The following is a 16,836-nucleotide window of genomic DNA, read 5'->3' on the forward strand; positions in this document are numbered from 1 at the left end:
CCCTGGATTACCGAGCCGCGGAAGTGGGTAAGGGCGTCAGCCCGCCCACGCGCCCGTGAGGAACCGCACGACGTTCAGCACCATCAGCGGCCCCGACACCATGGCGTACGCGGCGATCACCCACCGGTGCCGCAACCGGGCGATCGCCACCCACAGGGGAAACCACAGCAGCAGCGAACGCGGGATCGACAGGTAGTAGGCCGAGGTCATCAGCGCCCCGGCCTGCAACCCGCAGTAGACGACCTCGCTCCAGCGCCGCAGGGCGAGCAGCCACACCAGCCCCAGCACGGCCACGGCGACCCCGGCGATCTCCATCCGGAACGCGACCGCGAACTCGTCCTCGCCCATGGCCGCGCCCCACGTCTTGGCGAACGACTCCCAGGGCCACACCATCTCCCGGCCCCAGCCGGCCTCCTGCGCGTGCTTCCACGCGAACCAGTCGCCCGAGCGCGTGTAGTGGAAGTACGAATACCCCACCAACGGCAGAAACGGTACGGCCAGCCAAGGCGCCAGCCGGAGCGAGGGCCGCGACGAGGCGAACTCCACCCACAGGGCAAGCGCCAGGAACAACCCGGTGATCCGCACACACGAGGCGCCCGCGGCCAGCACGACGGCCAGCGGCCAGCGCCGCTGCCTGGCGGCCAGCCACGCCGGCACCGCGAACGCCAGGAAGAGCGACTCGCTGTAACCGGCGGCCAGGAAGACGGCGGTCGGGAAGAGCAGCAGCGCCAGCACGGCCACCCAGCCGGTACCGCCCTCGAAGACCGCGAGCCGGGCCAGGAAGATCGTCGCCACCGCCCCCGCGACCAGCGAGATCAGCAGCCCGGCCAGCGCCCAGTCGGGTACGACCAGGTGCACCAGCCGCAGCGCCATCGGCAGCCCGGGGAAGAACGCGGGCAGCCCCGCGTCCGGCGGCCGGCCGGGTACGCCGTCGTAGCCGTGCTCGGCGATGATGACGAACAACCCGGCGTCCCAGGCCCGCCACTTGCCCAGATAGTCCTGAAGGGAGATGCCGAGCAGCGTCGCCACGAGCAGTCCGGCGCGCGAGCCGAGCCACAGCAGCAGCGCGTCACGATCGGCCGAACGAGTGATCATCGAGAGGCGGGCAGCAGGGTGTAGCGGTCGCGGGCCTCGTCGAAGACGCCACCGATCTGGTCGTCGACGCCGCCCTGCCGTACCACGTCCTTGTCGGGACGGAGGATGTCGCGCACGACGAAGGCCATCATGATGCCGATGGTGATCACACGGCCCCACACCGCGGTGAAGTACGTGTCGTCACCGATGCCCAGGTCGGCCCGGTCCAGCGGCGGCTGGGCGAGCAGGTAGAGCCAGATGGCGAAGAAGTACCAGACCTCGGCCACCTGCCACAGGGCCAGCGGCTTCCAGTTGGGCCTGGCCAGCACGGCGAACGGCACCAGCCACAGCACGAACTGCGGCGACCACACCTTGTTCGTCATCATGAACGCGGCCAGCGCCAGGAAGCAGATCTGCGCCAGCCGGGGACGGCGCGGTGCGGCCAGCGTGAGCACGGCGATGCCGAGGCAGAGCACGGCCAGCGAGGCGGTGCCGAGCAGGCTGACGTCGGCGGTGCCGAGCACGGGCCAGCCCTTGTTCTGGAAGAACAGCCAGGGCGAGCCCCAGTCGACGCCGCGTTCCTGGGAGAAGACGTAGAAGCGGCGCCAGCCGTCCCAGGCGAAGATCATGAACGGCAGGTTGACCAGGAGCCAGGCGGTCACCGCCCCGGCCACCGTGACGATGAACGGCCGCCATCGCGCGGTGCGCACCGTGAGCAGGAAGAGCGCGCCCAGGAACATCAGCGGGTAGAACTTGGTGGCGATCGCCAGCCCGAGCAGAACTCCGGCCAGGACCTGCCGTTTCCTGGCCCAGGCCAGCAGCATGCCCATCGAGAGGGCCCCGGCCACCAGGTCCCAGTTGATGTAGGCGGCCAGGATCACCGACGGCGCGAGCGCGTACCAGAGGGCGTCCCAGCGACGGGTCGGGCCGGCCACCGCGGCCATCAGCAGCACGCCGATCACCAGGCAGACGCCGAGCAGGACGACGGTGATGTCGTAGAAGCGCACGCCCTGCGCGGCCACGCCCTCCGCGGACCTGACCAGCCAGGCGATGACCTGCATGACCTCGCCCAGCACGACCGGGTACTCGACCTGCTTGTCGAACGGGACCTGGGCGAAGTAGGGGTTCTCGGTCGACAGTTGCCGGTCGAAGTAGAGCGGGTAGATGTCGGTGTAGCAGAAGCTGGTGTAGGTGGTGACCTGGTCGTTCCACCCGCCGGTACGGCACGGCAGCCTGAACAGGTACGCCAGCGTCGCCCCCAGGGCGGCGAACAACCCCAGGGGCAGGTACGAAGCCGCCCTTATGTGGACAGGCGGCTTCATCCGTCCTCGCGGCGGCTCGGCATCGGATCGGGAACCGTCGCGCCGCCGCCCATCATGCCGTCGTCACCCTCGGGGAAACCCTGCTCGTTGGGGTCGACGTTGACGTTGCCGTCGTCCTCACAGGCCGGGTCGAGGAGCGGGCAGTCGGTCGGGTCCTCGAACGGGTTCTCCGGGTCGATCGTGCGGGTGGGCGTCGGGGTGGGCTTGGGCGCCAGGTTCTCCGGCACACCGGTGTCCGCGCGCGGCGGGAACTGCTCGACCTTGTCGTTCTTGGTGGCCTCGGTCATGAAGGTCTTCCAGATGGCGGCCGGGTACGTGGCACCCTGGTATCCGCTCGGAAGCGGCGCCTCGGCCGCCGTGCTGTACGGCTTCTGCGGCGTGTACTTCTTCTCCTTGGCCGGGTCCTTGCCCCGGTACCACGGGCAGTTGTCGAACCTCGGCCGGACGATCTTTCCCGACTTGGTCACGCACTGCTGGCGGAAGATGCCCACGGCGGTGGAGATCTGCGGGGTGAATCCGACGAACCAGACGTCCTTGTTGTCGTTGTTGGTGCCGGTCTTGCCGGCGACCGGGCGGTTGTAGAGGGCGGCGTTCCTGCCGGTACCGCTCTTGACCACGGCCTGGAGCGCCACGGTCGCGTCCGCCGCGGCCTCAGGGGTGATCACCTTGACGGGGTTGATCCGCTTCTTGTCGTCCCAGAGGGTCTGGCCGTCCCGGTTGACGACCTTCATGATGACGTGGTTCTTGAAGTGCATGCCGGCGTTGGCGAAGATCGAGTAGCCCCCGGCCTGCTCGACCGCCGTCACCCCGCTCGAACCGATCGTGAGCTGGTACATCTGGCGTTCCTTGGTCGACACCAGGCGCTCCTTGTTGATGCCGGCGCGGGAGGCGATGTCGATGACGGCGTCGAGGCCGACCTTCTCCCCCATCTTCGCGAAAGCGGTGTTGACCGAGCTCGCGGTGGCGTTGACGACGTCGACCGCCGACGCCTTCGACGCGTGGTCGTTGTCGATGGGCTTGGTGCCCTCAAGCGTGATCGGTCCCTTGGCGGGCAGGTAGCTGCGCAGGCTGTAGCCCTGGTCCAGCCAGGCCGCCAGCACATAGGGCTTGAAGGCGGAGGCTGCCTGCTTCACCGACATGAACGCGTCGATCCACTGGTCGTTGGCGTAGTCGTCACCGCCGTAGAAGGCCTTGATCCGGCCGTCGCGCGGGTCCACCGCGGCCATGGTGGACATGACCTCGTCGGGTGCGTTCGCCGTGTGCTGGTTGACCGCCTTCTTCGCGGCCTCCATCAGGCCCGTGTCGAGGGTGGTCGTGATCCTGTAGCCGCCGGTCTTCAGGTCGTCCATGTCGATGCCGTGGTCACGTTCGAGCTCGTTGACCACGGCCATGATCATGTAGCCCTCGACGCCCTTGAAGTAGTCCTTCTCGCGGCTGCTGGTGAGCTTCGGCGCGGTGGGCGACTTGCTGAGCAGGTTGCCGTAGTTGGCCGGGTCGAGCTTGCCCAGCTGCTCGAGCACGTACTTGTACCGGAACTGGGTGGGGCCCTTGTCTCCCGACTTCTCCGACTGGTCGAAGGAGGAGGGGTTCTGGATGCGGCCGGCGAGGTAGGCGCCCTGCTCGGGGGTGAGGTCCTTGACGTCCTTCTTGAAGAAGGCCTCGGCGGCGGCGCCGATGCCGTAGGCCCCGCGGCCGAAGTAGATGGTGTTGAGGTACTGGGAGAGGATCTGTTCCTTCGGCAGCGACTTGTTCAGCTTGACCGCGACGAAGATCTCCTTGACCTTGCGCTCAAGCGAGCGCTCCTGGGACAGGCCGTCGTAGTAGTTGCGGGCCATCTGCTGGGTGATGGTCGAGGCGCCCTGGACCTGCTGGCCGGTGGCCGTGCTCCACAGCGAGCGGACCATGCCGGAGAAGGAGATGCCGGCGTCGTCGCGGAAGGAGCTGTTCTCCGCCGCGATCACCGCGTCCTGGACGTGCCGCGGGACCTGCTGGATCTGCACCTCTTTGCGCTTGGTGCCGAGCCTGGCGATCACCTTGTTGTTGGCGTCGCGGATGATGCTGGCCTGGTCGTCGACGCCGTCCTGCACCTGTGCCTGCGTGGGCATGGGCGTGAGGGAGTAGCCCACCATGATCATGCCGAACACGCCGGCGGCCACGACCACGATGCCGACCACGACGATCTTCCAGCTCGGCAGGAACCGGCGCCAGTTGCGGCCCTCACCGTCGCCCCTGCCGGGCCCGGCGGGCGGCGGCGGGCCTTCCGGGCCGCCGCGTCCGCGTCCACGGCGCGGCGCCTGGCTCACGACGGTGTCCTGCTGCTCCTGCGGGCGACGGCGCGAGGTGCGCTGCGGTCCCGTGCCGGCCTGCTCCGGGTGCGCGCCGGGCTGTCCCGGGTACGCACCAGGCTGCCCCGGTTGCCCGGGTTGTCCAGGCTGTCCGGGGCGCGGACCGGGCCGGCCCTGCTGACCCGGTTGGCCCTGCTGTCCGGGCTGACCGGGCTGACCGGGCTGGGCGCGGCGGGGCTGCGGCGGGTCGAAGCCCGGCCCCTGCCCCTGCTGCGCGGCCATCGCACCGGTCTGCTCGTAGGCTGCCTCCGGACGACGTGGCGGCTGCGCCGTACCCCAGGAACCGGTCTGGGGGGTCTGCCCCTGAGAGGCAGCTGAACGGGGTGAGCTTGAGCGACGGCGCCTTCCTTGGCGTCCTGTCCCCTCGTTGCTGCTGTAACTCACACGTCCTCGCATCGTCGTCGGATGGCACGGCGGGTGGGCGTGAGGCTGCTCGCCGCCCTCGGTCTCACGGTTGGCCGACGAGGTCAGGCGGTCCGTTGCCGAGGACGTACGAGACCGCCAGGTGGTTCCAGGAACAACCTTGGCAGACCTCGACGACGTACACCCTGAACTCGTCGTAATCATGGGCCATGTCGACGAGTTCTGACGTGGCCTTTGCTTGACCAGCATGGCGACCCAGGGAATCCCCATAGACATAGGTCACGTTGGTGACGTTCTCCCTCTCGCACACCGGGCAGGTGCGTTCGGTGGGCTCGCCTAGGTGGCGTGCCGCGCGGAGGAGGTACGGCTGTGCGTCACAGACGTCACGGGGCACAGTGCGCCCTGAGCGCACCGAGCGGACCAAGGCCCGCTTGGCGAGGCCGTAATCCACCACCCTTCGCTGTGACCACATGCGCGCCAGACTACGGCTTTTTACCGATTCCTCCCAACGCCTTGGGAAAGTCATTAATTGCGGCCATATAGCGGAGCGACGTATCCTCAAGATGTATCGAGCCGATACATCGACGCGAGAGGAGGGCGGTTCCAATGGTCAGCGGACAGGGCAGAGTGCTGGAACTGGCCGTGCTCGGGTCGCTGCACGAGACGCCGCTTCATGGCTACGAGCTGCGCAAACGGCTCAACGAGCTGCTCGGCATGTTCCGTGCGTTCTCCTACGGTTCGCTGTACCCCTGCTTGAGGTCGCTCCTGGAGCAGGGTCTTATCGTGGAAGAGCAACCCACTCGGGTGAGCGGCAGATCGAAGATCGTCTACAAGCTCACCGCCGAAGGCAAGGAGCGGCTCCAGGAGCTGCTCACCCAGGCCGGGCCGTCCGCGTGGGAGGACGAGAGCTTCGGCATCCACTTCGCCTTCTTCCGCCATACCGAGGCCGAGGTGCGCCTGCGCATCCTCGAAGGCCGCCGCAGCCGGCTCGAGGAACGACTCGACGCCGTCCGCACCGCGCTCGCGCGTACCAGGGAAAGGCTCGATGCTTACACCCTGGAGTTGCAGCGTCACGGTCTGGAATCAGTCGAGCGCGAGGTGCGTTGGCTGAATGAGCTGATCGCGACAGAGAGACGGGCCTCGGAGCCCGCGAGAAATAACACAGATGAGTAAGGGAGCGAGTGCGATGGGTTCGGTTCGCGTGGCCGTTGTCGGTGTCGGCAACTGCGCGGCATCGCTGGTCCAGGGCGTGCACTATTACAAGGACGCCGACCCGGACGCCAGGGTCCCCGGCCTGATGCACGTCAAGTTCGGCGAGTACCACGTCGGTGACGTCGAGTTCGTCGCCGCCTTCGACGTGGACGCCAAGAAGGTCGGGCGCGACCTGTCCGAGGCGATCGTGGCCAGTGAGAACAACACGATCAAGATTACGGATGTGCCGCCCACGGGTGTGATCGTGCAGAGGGGCCACACCTTCGACGGTCTCGGCGAGTTCTACCGCGAGATCATCGAGGAGTCCGACGAGGCTCCGGTGGACGTCGTGAAGGTCCTCAAGGAGAACCGGGTGGACGTCCTCGTCTCCTACCTCCCGGTCGGCTCGGAGGAGGCCGACCGCTTCTACGCGCAGTGCGCCATCGACGCCAAGGTCGCCTTCGTCAACGCGCTGCCGGTCTTCATCGCCTCCGACCCCGAGTGGGCGGAGAAGTTCGAGGAGGCGGGCGTCCCGATCATCGGCGACGACATCAAGTCGCAGGTCGGCGCCACCATCACGCACCGCGTCATGGCCAAGCTCTTCGAGGACCGCGGGGTCGAGCTGCTGCGCACGTACCAGCTCAACTTCGGCGGCAACATGGACTTCATGAACATGCTGGAGCGCAAGCGCCTCCAGTCCAAGAAGATCTCCAAGACGCAGTCGGTCACCTCGCAGATCCCGCACGAGATGGGCAAGGCCGACGTGCACATCGGCCCGTCCGACCACGTGCCGTGGCTCGACGACCGCAAGTGGGCCTACGTCCGCCTGGAGGGCCGCTCGTTCGGCGACACGCCGCTGAACCTGGAGTACAAGCTCGAGGTCTGGGACTCCCCCAACTCGGCCGGCATCATCATCGACGCCGTCCGCGCCGCCAAGATCGCCCTTGACCGGGGCATCGGCGGCCCGATCCTGAGCGCCTCCTCGTACTTCATGAAGTCCCCGCCCGTCCAGCACAGCGACGACGAGGCGCGCGACTACGTCGAGAAGTTCATCCGCGGCGAGGTGTCCCGATAGGTCACGGCTGGGCGCCGTGCCGGCGCCCAGCCACCCGAGCGGCCGGAGGCAGCCCGTCCTCCGGCGCCGTCTCCCACGCCAGCGGATCGTCACCCAGGGCCGTGAGCAGCGGAACCTGCTCCTTGCACCACGGCGAGATCGCCAGCAGGCCGTTGCCCACGCCCACGGCGAACTCCTTCCACGGCATCCACAGGACCTCGCCCACCTCGTCGGGGTTGGCGTCGACCGGCCCCTTCACCGTGACCCGGTAGACCGGGCACAGCTCGTGCTCCACGACGCCGTTGGGCATGACCGCCCGGTAGGAGAATGCCGGCAGCATCAGGTCGGCACGCTCGGCGTCCAGGCCCAGCTCGTAGGAGAGCCTGCGCAGCACCGCGTGCTCGACGGCCTCGCCGGGCAGCGGGTGGCCGCAGCAGCTGTTGGTCCAGACTCCCGGCCACGTCAGCTTGTGCCCGGCCCGCCTGGTCAGCAGGACCCGGCCGGCCGGGTCGAAGACGTAGCTGGAGAAGGCCAGGTGGAGAGGGGTGTCCCGGCCGTGTACCGACGTTTTGGGGGCGGCGCCGATCGCGTTTCCCTCGCCGTCGACCAACACCACGTGTTCCTCAGTCGTCACAGAACGAAGCGTACGGGAACCTGTCTCCCCGGAGAACGGGCAGAACCAGAAGCAGCGCGGCAGCCGCCGGCGGCTAGGCTGGCTGCGTGTCATTTGTCGCCGATCTCCGTGTGGTCCTGCAGGGCCGGGACTACCGACGGTTGTTCGGCACCCGCCTGGTCTCCCAATTCTCCGACGGCATCTTCCAGTTCGGCGTGGCCGGATTCGCCTTCTTCAGCCCCGAGAAGCAGACCACCGCGCTGCAGGTGGCGGCGGGCATGGCGGTCCTGTTCCTGCCGTACAGCATCCTGGGGCCGTTCGTCGGCGTCTTCATCGACAGGTGGTCGCGGCGCCAGATCCTGGTGATCGCGCCGGTGGTCCGCGGGGTGCTGCTGCTGATCGCCGCCGCCCTCGTCGCCCTCGACACCCCCGACGAGTTCTTCTACGCGGCCGCGCTGGGCGTGCTCGGCGTCAACCGCTTCTTCCTGGCCGCGCTGGGCGCCTCCCTGCCACACGTGGTGCCCAGGGACCAGCTGATGGCGGCCAACGCGGTCACGCCGACCTCCGGCACGGTCATCACCTTCGTCGGCGTCGGCGTCGCCACGCTGATGCGCGGCGTGTTCGGACCGGGTGACTCCGGCGTCGCCCTCGTGCTGGTCACCTCGGGCGTGCTGTTCAGCCTGAGCGCCCTGGTCGCCAGGACCATGCGCCGCGACCTGCTCGGCCCCGACTTCGACCCCAACCGGCCGCAGGTCAAGGAGGCCGTGCGCAACGTCCTCAAGGGCCTGGTGGAGGGCGCCAAGCACCTCGCGCACCGCCGCAGGGCCGCCGCGGCGATGGGCGCCATGGCCGCGCACCGCTTCATGTACGGCATGGCCACCGCGCTCGGCATCATCCTCTACCGCTACTACTTCACCAACGGCGACTCCGAGGCGGCCCTGAAGGGCATCGGCGTGGTCGTGGCCACCTCCGCCGTCGGCTACGCCCTGGCGGTGATCGTCACGCCCCTGGCCACCGAACGTATGCCGGTCGAGCGCTGGGTGCCGCTGATGCTGGTCACAGCCGGCGTCCTGTCCGCGATCCTGGTGACGCCCTTCCAGGAGTGGGGCCTGTGGATCTCCGGCTTCGTCCTGGGCCTGGCCGGGCAGAGCGTCAAGATCTGCGCCGACACCTCCGTCCAGCGCGACGTCGAGGACGCCTACCTGGGCCGGGCCTTCTCCCTCTACGACATGTTGTTCAACGGCATGTTCGTGCTGGCCGCCGGGCTCTCGGCGGCGATCCTGCCCGCCAACGGCAAGTCGTACCTGGCCGTCGGCATCATCGCCGTCGGCTACCTGGTCAGCGCGCTGATCTACCGGCTGGTCACGGCGCCGTCGCGCGTCCCCTCCGCGCACTGAGGAGAGGACGCGCCGGGCACTAGCCCTTCTGCTGCTCCCGAAGCCACGTCAGCAACGCCTCCGTGGCCGCCTCCTTGCCGAGCACGCCCCGGTCGAGGCGGAGGTCGAGCAGAAACTTGTAGGCCTTGCCCACCATCGGACCCGGGCCGATGCCGAGGACCCGCTGGATCTCGTTGCCGTCGAGCTCCGGCCGGATCTTGGCCAGCTCCTCCTCGTCGGCCAGCCGGGCGATGCGCTCTTCGAGCTGGTCGTAGGTACGCGAGAGGAGGGCCGCCTTCCGCTTGTTGCGGGTCGTGCAGTCAGCCCTGGTCAGCTTGTGGAGGCGGTCGAGCAGGTGACCGGCGTCGCGTACGTAGCGGCGTACGGCACTGTCGGTCCACTCCCCCGAGCCGTAGCCGTGGAAACGCAGGTGGAGCTCGACCAGGCGGGCCACGTCTGCCACCACGTCCTTGGGGAACCTGAGCTCGGTCATGCGCTTCTTGGTCATCTGCGCGCCGACGAGCTCGTGGTGGTGGAAAGAGACCCGGCCGCCGGCCTCGTGCCGCCTGGTCTTGGGCTTGCCCACGTCGTGCAGGAGCGCCGCCCAGCGCAGGATGCGGTCGGCCTTGCCGTCCTCCTCCTGGGCGATGGCCTGGTCGAGGACGGTCAGCGAGTGCTCGTAGACGTCCTTGTGCCGGTGGTGCTCGTCGATCTCCAGGCGGAGCATGGGCAGCTCGGGCAGCACGTGCGCGGCCAGACCCGTCTCGACCAGAAGCCCCAGCCCCTCACGCGGGTACGCGCCGCAGACCAGCTTGTCGAGCTCTTCGCGGATGCGTTCGGCGGAGACGATCTCGATCCGCTCGGCCATCTCGGTCATCGCCCTGAGCGCCTCGGGCGCCACCGTGAACCCCAGCTGGGAGGCGAAGCGGGCGGCGCGCAGCATGCGCAGCGGGTCGTCGTCGAAGGACTGCTCGGGCGTGCCCGGCGTGCGCAGGAGCTTCGCGGTCAGGTCGGAGACGCCGCCGTAGGGGTCGACGAACTCGTGGTCGGGCAGCCGCACCGCCATCGCGTTGATCGCGAAGTCACGGCGCTCCAGGTCGGCCTCCAGCGTGTCGCCGTAGACGACCTCGGGCTTGCGCGACTTGGGGTCGTAGGACTCGCTCCGGTAGGTGGTGATCTCCAGCAGCCAGTTGCCCTTGCGGACGCCGACCGTGCCGAAGTCGATCCCGATGGTCCAGACGGAGTCGGCCCAGTCCTTGACGAGTTCGAGCACCCGCTCCGGCCGGGCCTCCGTCGTCAGGTCGAGGTCGTTGCCGATGCGCCCGAGGAGGATGTCGCGCACCGAGCCGCCCACCAGGGCCAGCTCGTGCCCTCGGGCGGCGAACAGCTCGCCGAGCTCGTCGGCGACCGGGGCGATCTTGTGAAAGTGCTGATTTGAGTCCGGCAAGCTGGGTAGGTCCTTCACGCATTACGGAACATATCCCCCGAGCCACACCAGGTCCGGGTTACCGTCGGTCAGAGACCGTCGGGGGCCATGGAACGAGGCTAGGAGCTCATCTATGAAGGACGCCCTCGCGATCCACCGCTGGCTCCTCGCACACCAGGTCCATCATGAGATCGTACGCCTTCCGCGCCCCATGACATGCGCGGACGAGCTGCCCGAGACGATCTCCGCAGCCCCTTCTCGCTGCGTGGCCGTGACGATGTTCGAGGCGGTCACCAGGCTGGGCCGGGAGGCCGTCGCCGTCGTGTCCACCGTCGCCGCACCGCCCAGGCCTGGAGTGGTCGGGGGACTGCTCGGGGCCAGGAAAGTACACCCTGCCCCGGCCTTCGTGGTCAACGAGGTTACCGACTACGCCGCCGGGCTGGTCTGCCCGCTGCTGCTGCCGCCCACCCTCGCCGTCCTCATCGACGACCGCATCAAGCCCGATCATCAGTCCGTCTTCCTCGCCACGGGTGAACGCCACACGGCCCTCACCTTGCGCGCGTACGACCTGCTGTCACTCATGTCTGGCAAGTCCATGGACCTCCGGGCGCCAAGGCCCAGAGGTTCCCGCCAGACGGTCGCGCTACGGCACTGAGCCCGTACCATTGCGGGCGTGCGCCGTACTCCACCCCGGACTGACGCGTGATCGGAAAGGCCACGCTTCTCGCAGTCCTCTCCGCCGCGTTGCTCGCCCCCGTGGTCGCGACAACGCCGGGTACGGCTGCCGCCATGACGGCCAGACAGGAGCTGACCCTCACCGTCAAGGCGATCACGCCCGAGCTGCCGACCAAGCCCACGGACCAGATCAGGCTGTCGGGCACGCTCCGCAACGGCACAGGGGCCGCCCTGACCGGCGTGCAGGTGGGCGTGCGCTACACCAGCCAGCGCATCACCGACCGCGCCTCGATCAAGGCGTTCGCCGAGGACCAGGCGGACCAGCTGCCCCGGCGTTCACCGACCTCCCTCATGAACATCCCGGCGATCGGCGCCGGCGCGAGCGTCGACTGGAGTCTCACGGTCACGCCCATGCAACTCGGCATGAACGCCTTCGGCGTCTACCCGATCACGGTCGAGGTCGTGCCGGTCGCGGCGTCCTGGCAGCCGCTGGCCAAGGCCCACACCTTCCTCACCTACATGCCGCCGACCACGCCCAAGCTGCCGCGCAACCGGCTGTCGGTGGCGCTGCCGATCGTCGACGCGCCGCACCGCTCCGACGACGCCACGTTCACCGACGACAAGCTCGCCGCCGCGCTCAAGCCCGGCGGGCGCCTGGCCGACCTCGCCGCCCTCGCCAAGACGGCGCCGAAGTACGTCACCTGGTTCGTCGAGCCCGGCCTGCTCGACGACGTCCAGGCGATGACCAAGGGCTACACGCTCAAGAACGGCAAGAAGCAGCCCGCCGACCCGGCCGCCGCGCCGTGGCTGGACTCCCTGCGCACCTCGCTGACCGGCGCGCCCGTCGTGGCGATCCCGTACGGCGACCCCGACGTGGCCGCGCTGGCCCACCACGGCCCCGACAACGGCGTGAACACGGCGATCGCCGCCGCCGACGTGGCCGCCGCCCGGCACTTCAAGCGCGACATCCCCACCTCGGCCAACTGGCCGGTGGCGGGCAAGCTCGACGACGACGCCCTCGACCTGCTGTCGGTCAGCAAGGTCGGCACCGTCCTGCTCAACCCGGCCAACGTGCCGCCCCAGACGCCGGCCACGACCACGCTCGACGCGGCCACCACGCTCGACAGCGTCTCGGGCCCGGTCACCGCGCTCCTGCCGGACGAGGAGCTGAGCCGCATGTTCGAGCTCGACTCGGCCGCCGGGCGCACCGCCGTACTCAACAAGCAGCGTTTCATCGCCGAGACGGCGATGATCGCCGCCGAGCCCGGCCAGGTCAGGCCGAGGAACCTGGTCGTGGCGCCGTCGCGGCGCTGGTCCCCGGACCCGGCGTTCGTCTCGGCGCTGCTCAAGACCGCGGCCCGGCTGCCGTGGCTGGCCTCCGGTGAGCTCGGCTCGATCAAGCCGGCCAAGGTGCAGACGCCGCGTACCGGACTCGTCTACACCGAGCAGGACCGCAAGGAAGAGCTCAGCCAGAAGTACCTCGAACCGGTCAAGGAGGCCGCCGCCGAGGCCGATCTTGCCACCCGGATCACCACCGACAAGCGCTCGGCCGGGTTCGAGAACGCCGTGCTCCGCCTGACCTCCTCCGCCTGGCGCAACAGCACGCGGGCCGGACGGTCGGCCACCAAGCAGGTCGTCTCGTCGCTCGACGACCGGCTCGGCCTCATCACGATCAGCGGGGCCAGCCGCGACCAGCCGCGCACGCTGGCCGGCGTCGACGGCCAGGTGCCCATCAGCGTGCGCAACGGGCTGAGCACGTCGGTCACGCTGATGGTCGACGTGTCCTCCAACAACCTCGAGCTGCTGCAGATCGACCCCAAGTACGTCAAGAAACGCATGACGATAGGCAAGGGCGAGATCGGCACCGTGCCGGTGCCCATGACGGTCAAGACCAGCGGCGACGCGACCATCACCGTTCAGCTGGAGACGGCCGACGGCGTGGCGTACGGTGATCCCGTCAAGCTGACCATCAGGACCACCGGCTACACCGGCATCGCCCTCGTCATCGTGGGGGGCGCGTTGTCGGTCATGCTCGCCGCCGTGGTCACCCGCATCCTGCGGCGGCGCTCGCAGAAGCGTCCGGCGCGAGCGGCGCAGGCCCGGGAGAGTGAGAAGGTATGAGCCGCCTGATGAGGGCGAGCGCGATCATGGCCGCCGGCACGATGGTCTCGCGCGTCACCGGCTTCGTCCGCACGATGGTGCTGGCATCGGCGGTCGGCACCGCGCTGCTCGGCGACGCCTACAACGTCGCCTACGCCATCCCGTACTCCATCCTCGACCTGCTCCTGCTGGGCGTGCTGAGCAGCGTCATCGTGCCGATGATCGTGCAGGCGCAGCAGCGCGACGCCGACGGCGGGCGGGCCTTCGAGCAGCGGCTGCTGACGCTGGCCACGCTCGCGCTCATCGTGGTGGCGGCGCTCGCGGTGCTGGCCGCCCCCCTGCTCATCGACCTCTACACCAACTGGCGGCCCGGATCCCGGCAGTACGAGGTCGCGGTCCTGCTGGCCCGGCTGATCCTGCCGCAGCTCGCCTTCTTCGGCCTCGGCGCGGTGGCCGGCGCCATCCTCAACACCCGTGACCGCTTCGCCGCCCCGATGTGGGCGCCGGTGCTCAACAACATCGTGGTCATCGGCGTGTTCCTCGCCTACTCCGGCGGCGACAACCTGGCGACCGTCAGCGACGGCCAGCTCGCGCTGCTCGGCCTGGGCACCACCGCCGGCATCGTCGCGCAGGCGACCGTCCTGGTCATCGCGCTCAAGCGGGCGCGCTTCCAGTTCCGGCCCCGCCTCGACGTACGCAACGCCCGGCTCGGCGAGATGGCCAAGGCGGGCGGCTGGACGATCGGCTACGTCGTCATCACCCAGCTCGGCTTCATGCTGATCACCAACCTGGCCAGCGCCGCCGGCGACGCGGTGCCCAACCACGGCGTCAGCCCGTACACCTACGCCTTCCAGCTCTTCCAGCTGCCCTACGGCATCATCGGCGTCTCGGTGATCACCGCGATGCTGCCCAAGATGAGCCGCGCGGTCACCGACGGGCGCATGGACGACCTGCGCTCGGAGTTCGGCTCCGGGGTGCGGCTGATCTCGTGCGTGATGGTTCCGGCCTCGCTCCTGCTCATGGTGCTCGGTCCCGCGATCACCGTGCCGATCTACGCCCACGGCGAGACCGCCGTCGCCGACGCCGTCTACATCGGCAACGTCCTTCAGGTGTACGGCCTGGCCCTCATGCCCTTCGCCGTCTTCCAGCTCCTGCTCCGGGTCTTCTACAGCTTCGGCGACACCCGCACGCCGGTCTTCATCGGGGCCGGGACCACCGCCGCGGGCGCCGTGCTGATGCTGGTGGCCAACGCGCTGCTGCCGCCGGCCTACGTGGTGATGGGACTCGCGTTCGCCTACGCGTGCGCGTACGCGCTGGGTGCGGTGGTCGCCTGGATGATGGCCTCGCGGCGCGCGGCCGGGCTGGGCGGCTGGACCATCGGCACCGCGCTGACCCGCATGTATCTGGCCGCGATGCCCACCGCGGTGCTCGCGCTCGCCTCGGTCTGGGTCAGCCAGCAGGTGTTCGGCGAGCTCGCCTTCCTCAACTCTCTGATCATCCTGGCGGTCGGCGGCGGTCTCGGCGGGCTGCTCTACTTGGCCATTGCCCATAAGATGCGCATCCCCGAGGTCAACTCAATCGTTGGAATGGTCGCGGGACGGGTAGGCCGGTAAAGAACGCGGGCGTACACGGCGCGGCACTACGATGGTGCGGACACGCGCGAATGGCAGCAGGAGGGGCGTGGGCGGATCCACCCGACATAGCGTGCCTACGTGGGATTCCTCCACGAAGGTGTGTCGAGGCACGGACTCGCCCGATCGGCGGAGCGGAGAAGGTCAGTGAGCACGTCGGCGGTCGAACCGGGCACGCGCCTCGCTGAGCGTTTCCGGCTGGAGGACCGCGTGAGCGAGTCCGACGGTGCAACCTTGTGGAAAGCCATCGACGAGATCCTCGCCCGTCCCGTGGCCGTTCTGACCTTCGCCCCCGACTTCCCGCGTGTCCACGAGGTCGTCACCGCCGCCCGCGCCGCCAGCCGCCTCACCGATCCCCGGCTGACGCAGGTCTTCGACGCCGCCCAGGACGACGACCACGCGTACGTGGTGAGCGAGTGGGTGACCGGCGAGTCGCTGTCGGACCTGCTGGCCGCCGGGCCGCTGGACCCGGAGCGCGCCGCCGGCCTGGTCGCCGAGGCGGCCGAGGCCCTGGCCCACGCGCACGAGGCCGACCTCTACCACCTCTGCCTGCGCCCCGCCCACCTGGTGTGGACCACCGGCAACACGGTCAAGGTGCTCGGCGTGGCGGTCGACGCCGCGCTGGCCGGGCTCACCGCCGACCATCCGGCCCACGAGGACGCCGAGGGCCTCGGCCGGCTGCTGTACGCCGGTCTGACCGGGCACTGGCCGGGCGACGAGGACGAGGGCGGGCTGCCCGCAGCGCCCATGATCGACGGCCACTTCGCCACGCCCCGGCAGGTCACCGCGGGCCTGCCCGGCTACCTCGACACGATCACCGTCCGGGCGGTGCTGCCCGAGTCGCGCAAGGGCCATCCGGCGCTGACCACACCGGCCGAGGTCGCCGAGGAACTGTCCGGCGTCCCGCGGCCCATGCCCATCTCCATCTCGTACGCCTCGCCCGCGCCGTCGGTCACCACGACCTCCCGTTCCGAGGGCCTGGACACCCGGCGCGAACCTCCGCCCCAGCAGACCGTGATCTCCAACCGCCCGCAGAACGGCGGCGGCAGCATGCTCAACCGGCTGCTGATGACCGTGGTCGTGCTCCTGGTCATCGCGGCGGTCGGCGTGGGCGCGTGGACGATCGGCCGCAGCCTCGGCAGCCCGTCAGAGCCCGAGGCGGGCGGCGGCGAGCCGAGCACGTCGAAGACGGCCGCGGCCGAGATCCAGCCGGTCAAGCCGGCCAAGGCCGACGGCTTCGACCCGCTCGGCGACGGCTCGGAGAAGCCGGACCGGGCCTCGGCGGCCATCGACGGCAAGCCCAGCACGTTCTGGAAGACCGAGAACTACAACGACGCCGACCTCGGCGGGCTCAAGGACGGCGTCGGCCTGCTGCTCGACATGGGCAAGCCGGTCCAGGTGAGCGACGTGGTGGCCACGCTGTCCGGGGCCTCGGGCAGCGACGTCGAGCTGAAGGTGGGCGACTCGCGCGAGCTGGGTTCGCTGAAGACCGTGGCACGTCACAAGGACGGCTCAGGAAAGATCACTCTGACGCCTGAGCAGCCCGCAAGCGGCCAGTACGTTTTGATCTGGTTTACGCGTCTTCCTGCGGACGATGGCGGGTTTCATGGCACCATCTATGACGTAGTAGTGCATTCTCCCGGATCAGCATAATCAGGAACCCCCT

14 protein-coding genes are annotated in these 16,836 nt (G+C 69.2%); 8 read left to right on the top strand and 6 right to left on the bottom strand.

What is annotated here, in order from left to right; translation table 11 throughout:
- Positions 1 to 36: 36 nt before the first annotated feature.
- Genes ACFWYW_RS14895 through ACFWYW_RS14905 form a run of 3 tightly spaced genes read right to left on the bottom strand, consistent with a single transcriptional unit; the run spans position 37 to position 4,699 of the window.
- Positions 37 to 1,095, bottom strand: a complete 1,059-nt coding sequence (locus ACFWYW_RS14895) for a mannosyltransferase family protein (RefSeq protein ID WP_379613076.1) — start codon at positions 1,093 to 1,095, stop codon at positions 37 to 39.
- Positions 1,092 to 2,396, bottom strand: a complete 1,305-nt coding sequence (locus ACFWYW_RS14900; protein ID WP_379613075.1) for a glycosyltransferase family 87 protein — start codon at positions 2,394 to 2,396, stop codon at positions 1,092 to 1,094. Before ACFWYW_RS14900 ends, ACFWYW_RS14895 begins: the two co-directional genes overlap by 4 nt.
- On the bottom strand, positions 2,393 to 4,699 hold the full coding sequence (locus ACFWYW_RS14905; protein ID WP_379613074.1) for a transglycosylase domain-containing protein: 2,307 nt from the start codon (positions 4,697 to 4,699) through the stop codon (positions 2,393 to 2,395). The genes ACFWYW_RS14900 and ACFWYW_RS14905 overlap by 4 nt, the downstream gene beginning before the upstream one ends.
- A gap of 69 nt (positions 4,700 to 4,768) precedes the next feature.
- Here ACFWYW_RS14905 and ACFWYW_RS14910 point away from each other — a divergent pair, with 69 nt between their 5' ends.
- Complete coding sequence (locus ACFWYW_RS14910) at positions 4,769 to 5,059, top strand: hypothetical protein (RefSeq protein WP_379613073.1); 291 nt, start codon at positions 4,769 to 4,771, stop codon at positions 5,057 to 5,059.
- Between the two features lie 130 nt (positions 5,060 to 5,189).
- Here ACFWYW_RS14910 and ACFWYW_RS14915 read toward each other — a convergent pair whose 3' ends face one another.
- Positions 5,190 to 5,630 (bottom strand): DUF5318 family protein, encoded by a 441-nt coding sequence (locus ACFWYW_RS14915; protein WP_379640984.1) that lies wholly within the window; start codon positions 5,628 to 5,630, stop codon positions 5,190 to 5,192.
- An 80-nt stretch (positions 5,631 to 5,710) separates the two neighbouring features.
- On the opposite strand from ACFWYW_RS14915, the gene ACFWYW_RS14920 reads away from it, so the two are divergent.
- A complete protein-coding gene (locus tag ACFWYW_RS14920; RefSeq protein ID WP_379613071.1) occupies positions 5,711 to 6,277 on the top strand; it encodes a helix-turn-helix transcriptional regulator in 567 nt (188 codons plus the stop codon).
- Positions 6,278 to 6,290: 13 nt separating this feature from the next.
- A complete protein-coding gene (locus ACFWYW_RS14925; protein WP_379613070.1) occupies positions 6,291 to 7,370 on the top strand; it encodes an inositol-3-phosphate synthase in 1,080 nt (359 codons plus the stop codon).
- 1 nt (position 7,371) lies between these two features.
- On the opposite strand, the gene idi is transcribed toward ACFWYW_RS14925, so the two are convergent.
- Positions 7,372 to 7,983, bottom strand: a complete 612-nt coding sequence (idi, locus tag ACFWYW_RS14930; RefSeq protein ID WP_379613069.1) for an isopentenyl-diphosphate Delta-isomerase — start codon at positions 7,981 to 7,983, stop codon at positions 7,372 to 7,374.
- An 86-nt stretch (positions 7,984 to 8,069) separates the two neighbouring features.
- Here idi and ACFWYW_RS14935 point away from each other — a divergent pair, with 86 nt between their 5' ends.
- Positions 8,070 to 9,359, top strand: coding sequence for an MFS transporter (locus tag ACFWYW_RS14935; protein ID WP_379613068.1), 1,290 nt, complete (start codon positions 8,070 to 8,072; stop codon positions 9,357 to 9,359).
- 19 nt (positions 9,360 to 9,378) lie between these two features.
- Here the strand turns inward: ACFWYW_RS14935 and ACFWYW_RS14940 are convergent, their stop codons facing one another.
- Entirely contained in the window at positions 9,379 to 10,785 is a 1,407-nt protein-coding gene (locus ACFWYW_RS14940) for a CCA tRNA nucleotidyltransferase (RefSeq protein ID WP_379613067.1), read from the bottom strand.
- A 112-nt stretch (positions 10,786 to 10,897) separates the two neighbouring features.
- On the opposite strand from ACFWYW_RS14940, the gene ACFWYW_RS14945 reads away from it, so the two are divergent.
- The 4 genes from ACFWYW_RS14945 (at position 10,898) to ACFWYW_RS14960 (ending at position 16,823) form a co-directional block, all read left to right on the top strand.
- On the top strand, positions 10,898 to 11,419 hold the full coding sequence (locus tag ACFWYW_RS14945) for an aminoacyl-tRNA deacylase (protein WP_379613066.1): 522 nt from the start codon (positions 10,898 to 10,900) through the stop codon (positions 11,417 to 11,419).
- 47 nt (positions 11,420 to 11,466) lie between these two features.
- Positions 11,467 to 13,560, top strand: coding sequence for a DUF6049 family protein (locus ACFWYW_RS14950; RefSeq protein WP_379613065.1), 2,094 nt, complete (start codon positions 11,467 to 11,469; stop codon positions 13,558 to 13,560).
- Entirely contained in the window at positions 13,557 to 15,152 is a 1,596-nt protein-coding gene (gene murJ, locus ACFWYW_RS14955; protein WP_379613064.1) for a murein biosynthesis integral membrane protein MurJ, read from the top strand. Before ACFWYW_RS14950 ends, murJ begins: the two co-directional genes overlap by 4 nt.
- A 165-nt stretch (positions 15,153 to 15,317) precedes the next feature.
- Complete coding sequence (locus tag ACFWYW_RS14960; protein WP_379613063.1) at positions 15,318 to 16,823, top strand: protein kinase family protein; 1,506 nt, start codon at positions 15,318 to 15,320, stop codon at positions 16,821 to 16,823.
- Positions 16,824 to 16,836 lie beyond the last annotated feature (13 nt).

The organism is Nonomuraea sp. NPDC059023 (assembly GCF_042740095.1).
GTDB lineage: Bacteria > Actinomycetota > Actinomycetes > Streptosporangiales > Streptosporangiaceae > Nonomuraea.

Bases quoted from the DNA above. Each gene is read 5' to 3' on its own strand.
- ACFWYW_RS14895 (WP_379613076.1), bottom strand. From the start codon at position 1,095: ATGATCACTCGTTCGGCCGATCGTGACGCGCTGCTGCTGTGGCTCGGC.
- ACFWYW_RS14900 (WP_379613075.1), bottom strand. From the start codon at position 2,396: ATGAAGCCGCCTGTCCACATAAGGGCGGCTTCGTACCTGCCCCTGGGG.
- ACFWYW_RS14915 (WP_379640984.1), bottom strand. From the start codon at position 5,630: ATGACTTTCCCAAGGCGTTGGGAGGAATCGGTAAAAAGCCGTAGTCTG.
- ACFWYW_RS14920 (WP_379613071.1), top strand. From the start codon at position 5,711: ATGGTCAGCGGACAGGGCAGAGTGCTGGAACTGGCCGTGCTCGGGTCG.
- ACFWYW_RS14925 (WP_379613070.1), top strand. From the start codon at position 6,291: ATGGGTTCGGTTCGCGTGGCCGTTGTCGGTGTCGGCAACTGCGCGGCA.
- ACFWYW_RS14945 (WP_379613066.1), top strand. From the start codon at position 10,898: ATGAAGGACGCCCTCGCGATCCACCGCTGGCTCCTCGCACACCAGGTC.
- murJ (WP_379613064.1), top strand. From the start codon at position 13,557: ATGAGCCGCCTGATGAGGGCGAGCGCGATCATGGCCGCCGGCACGATG.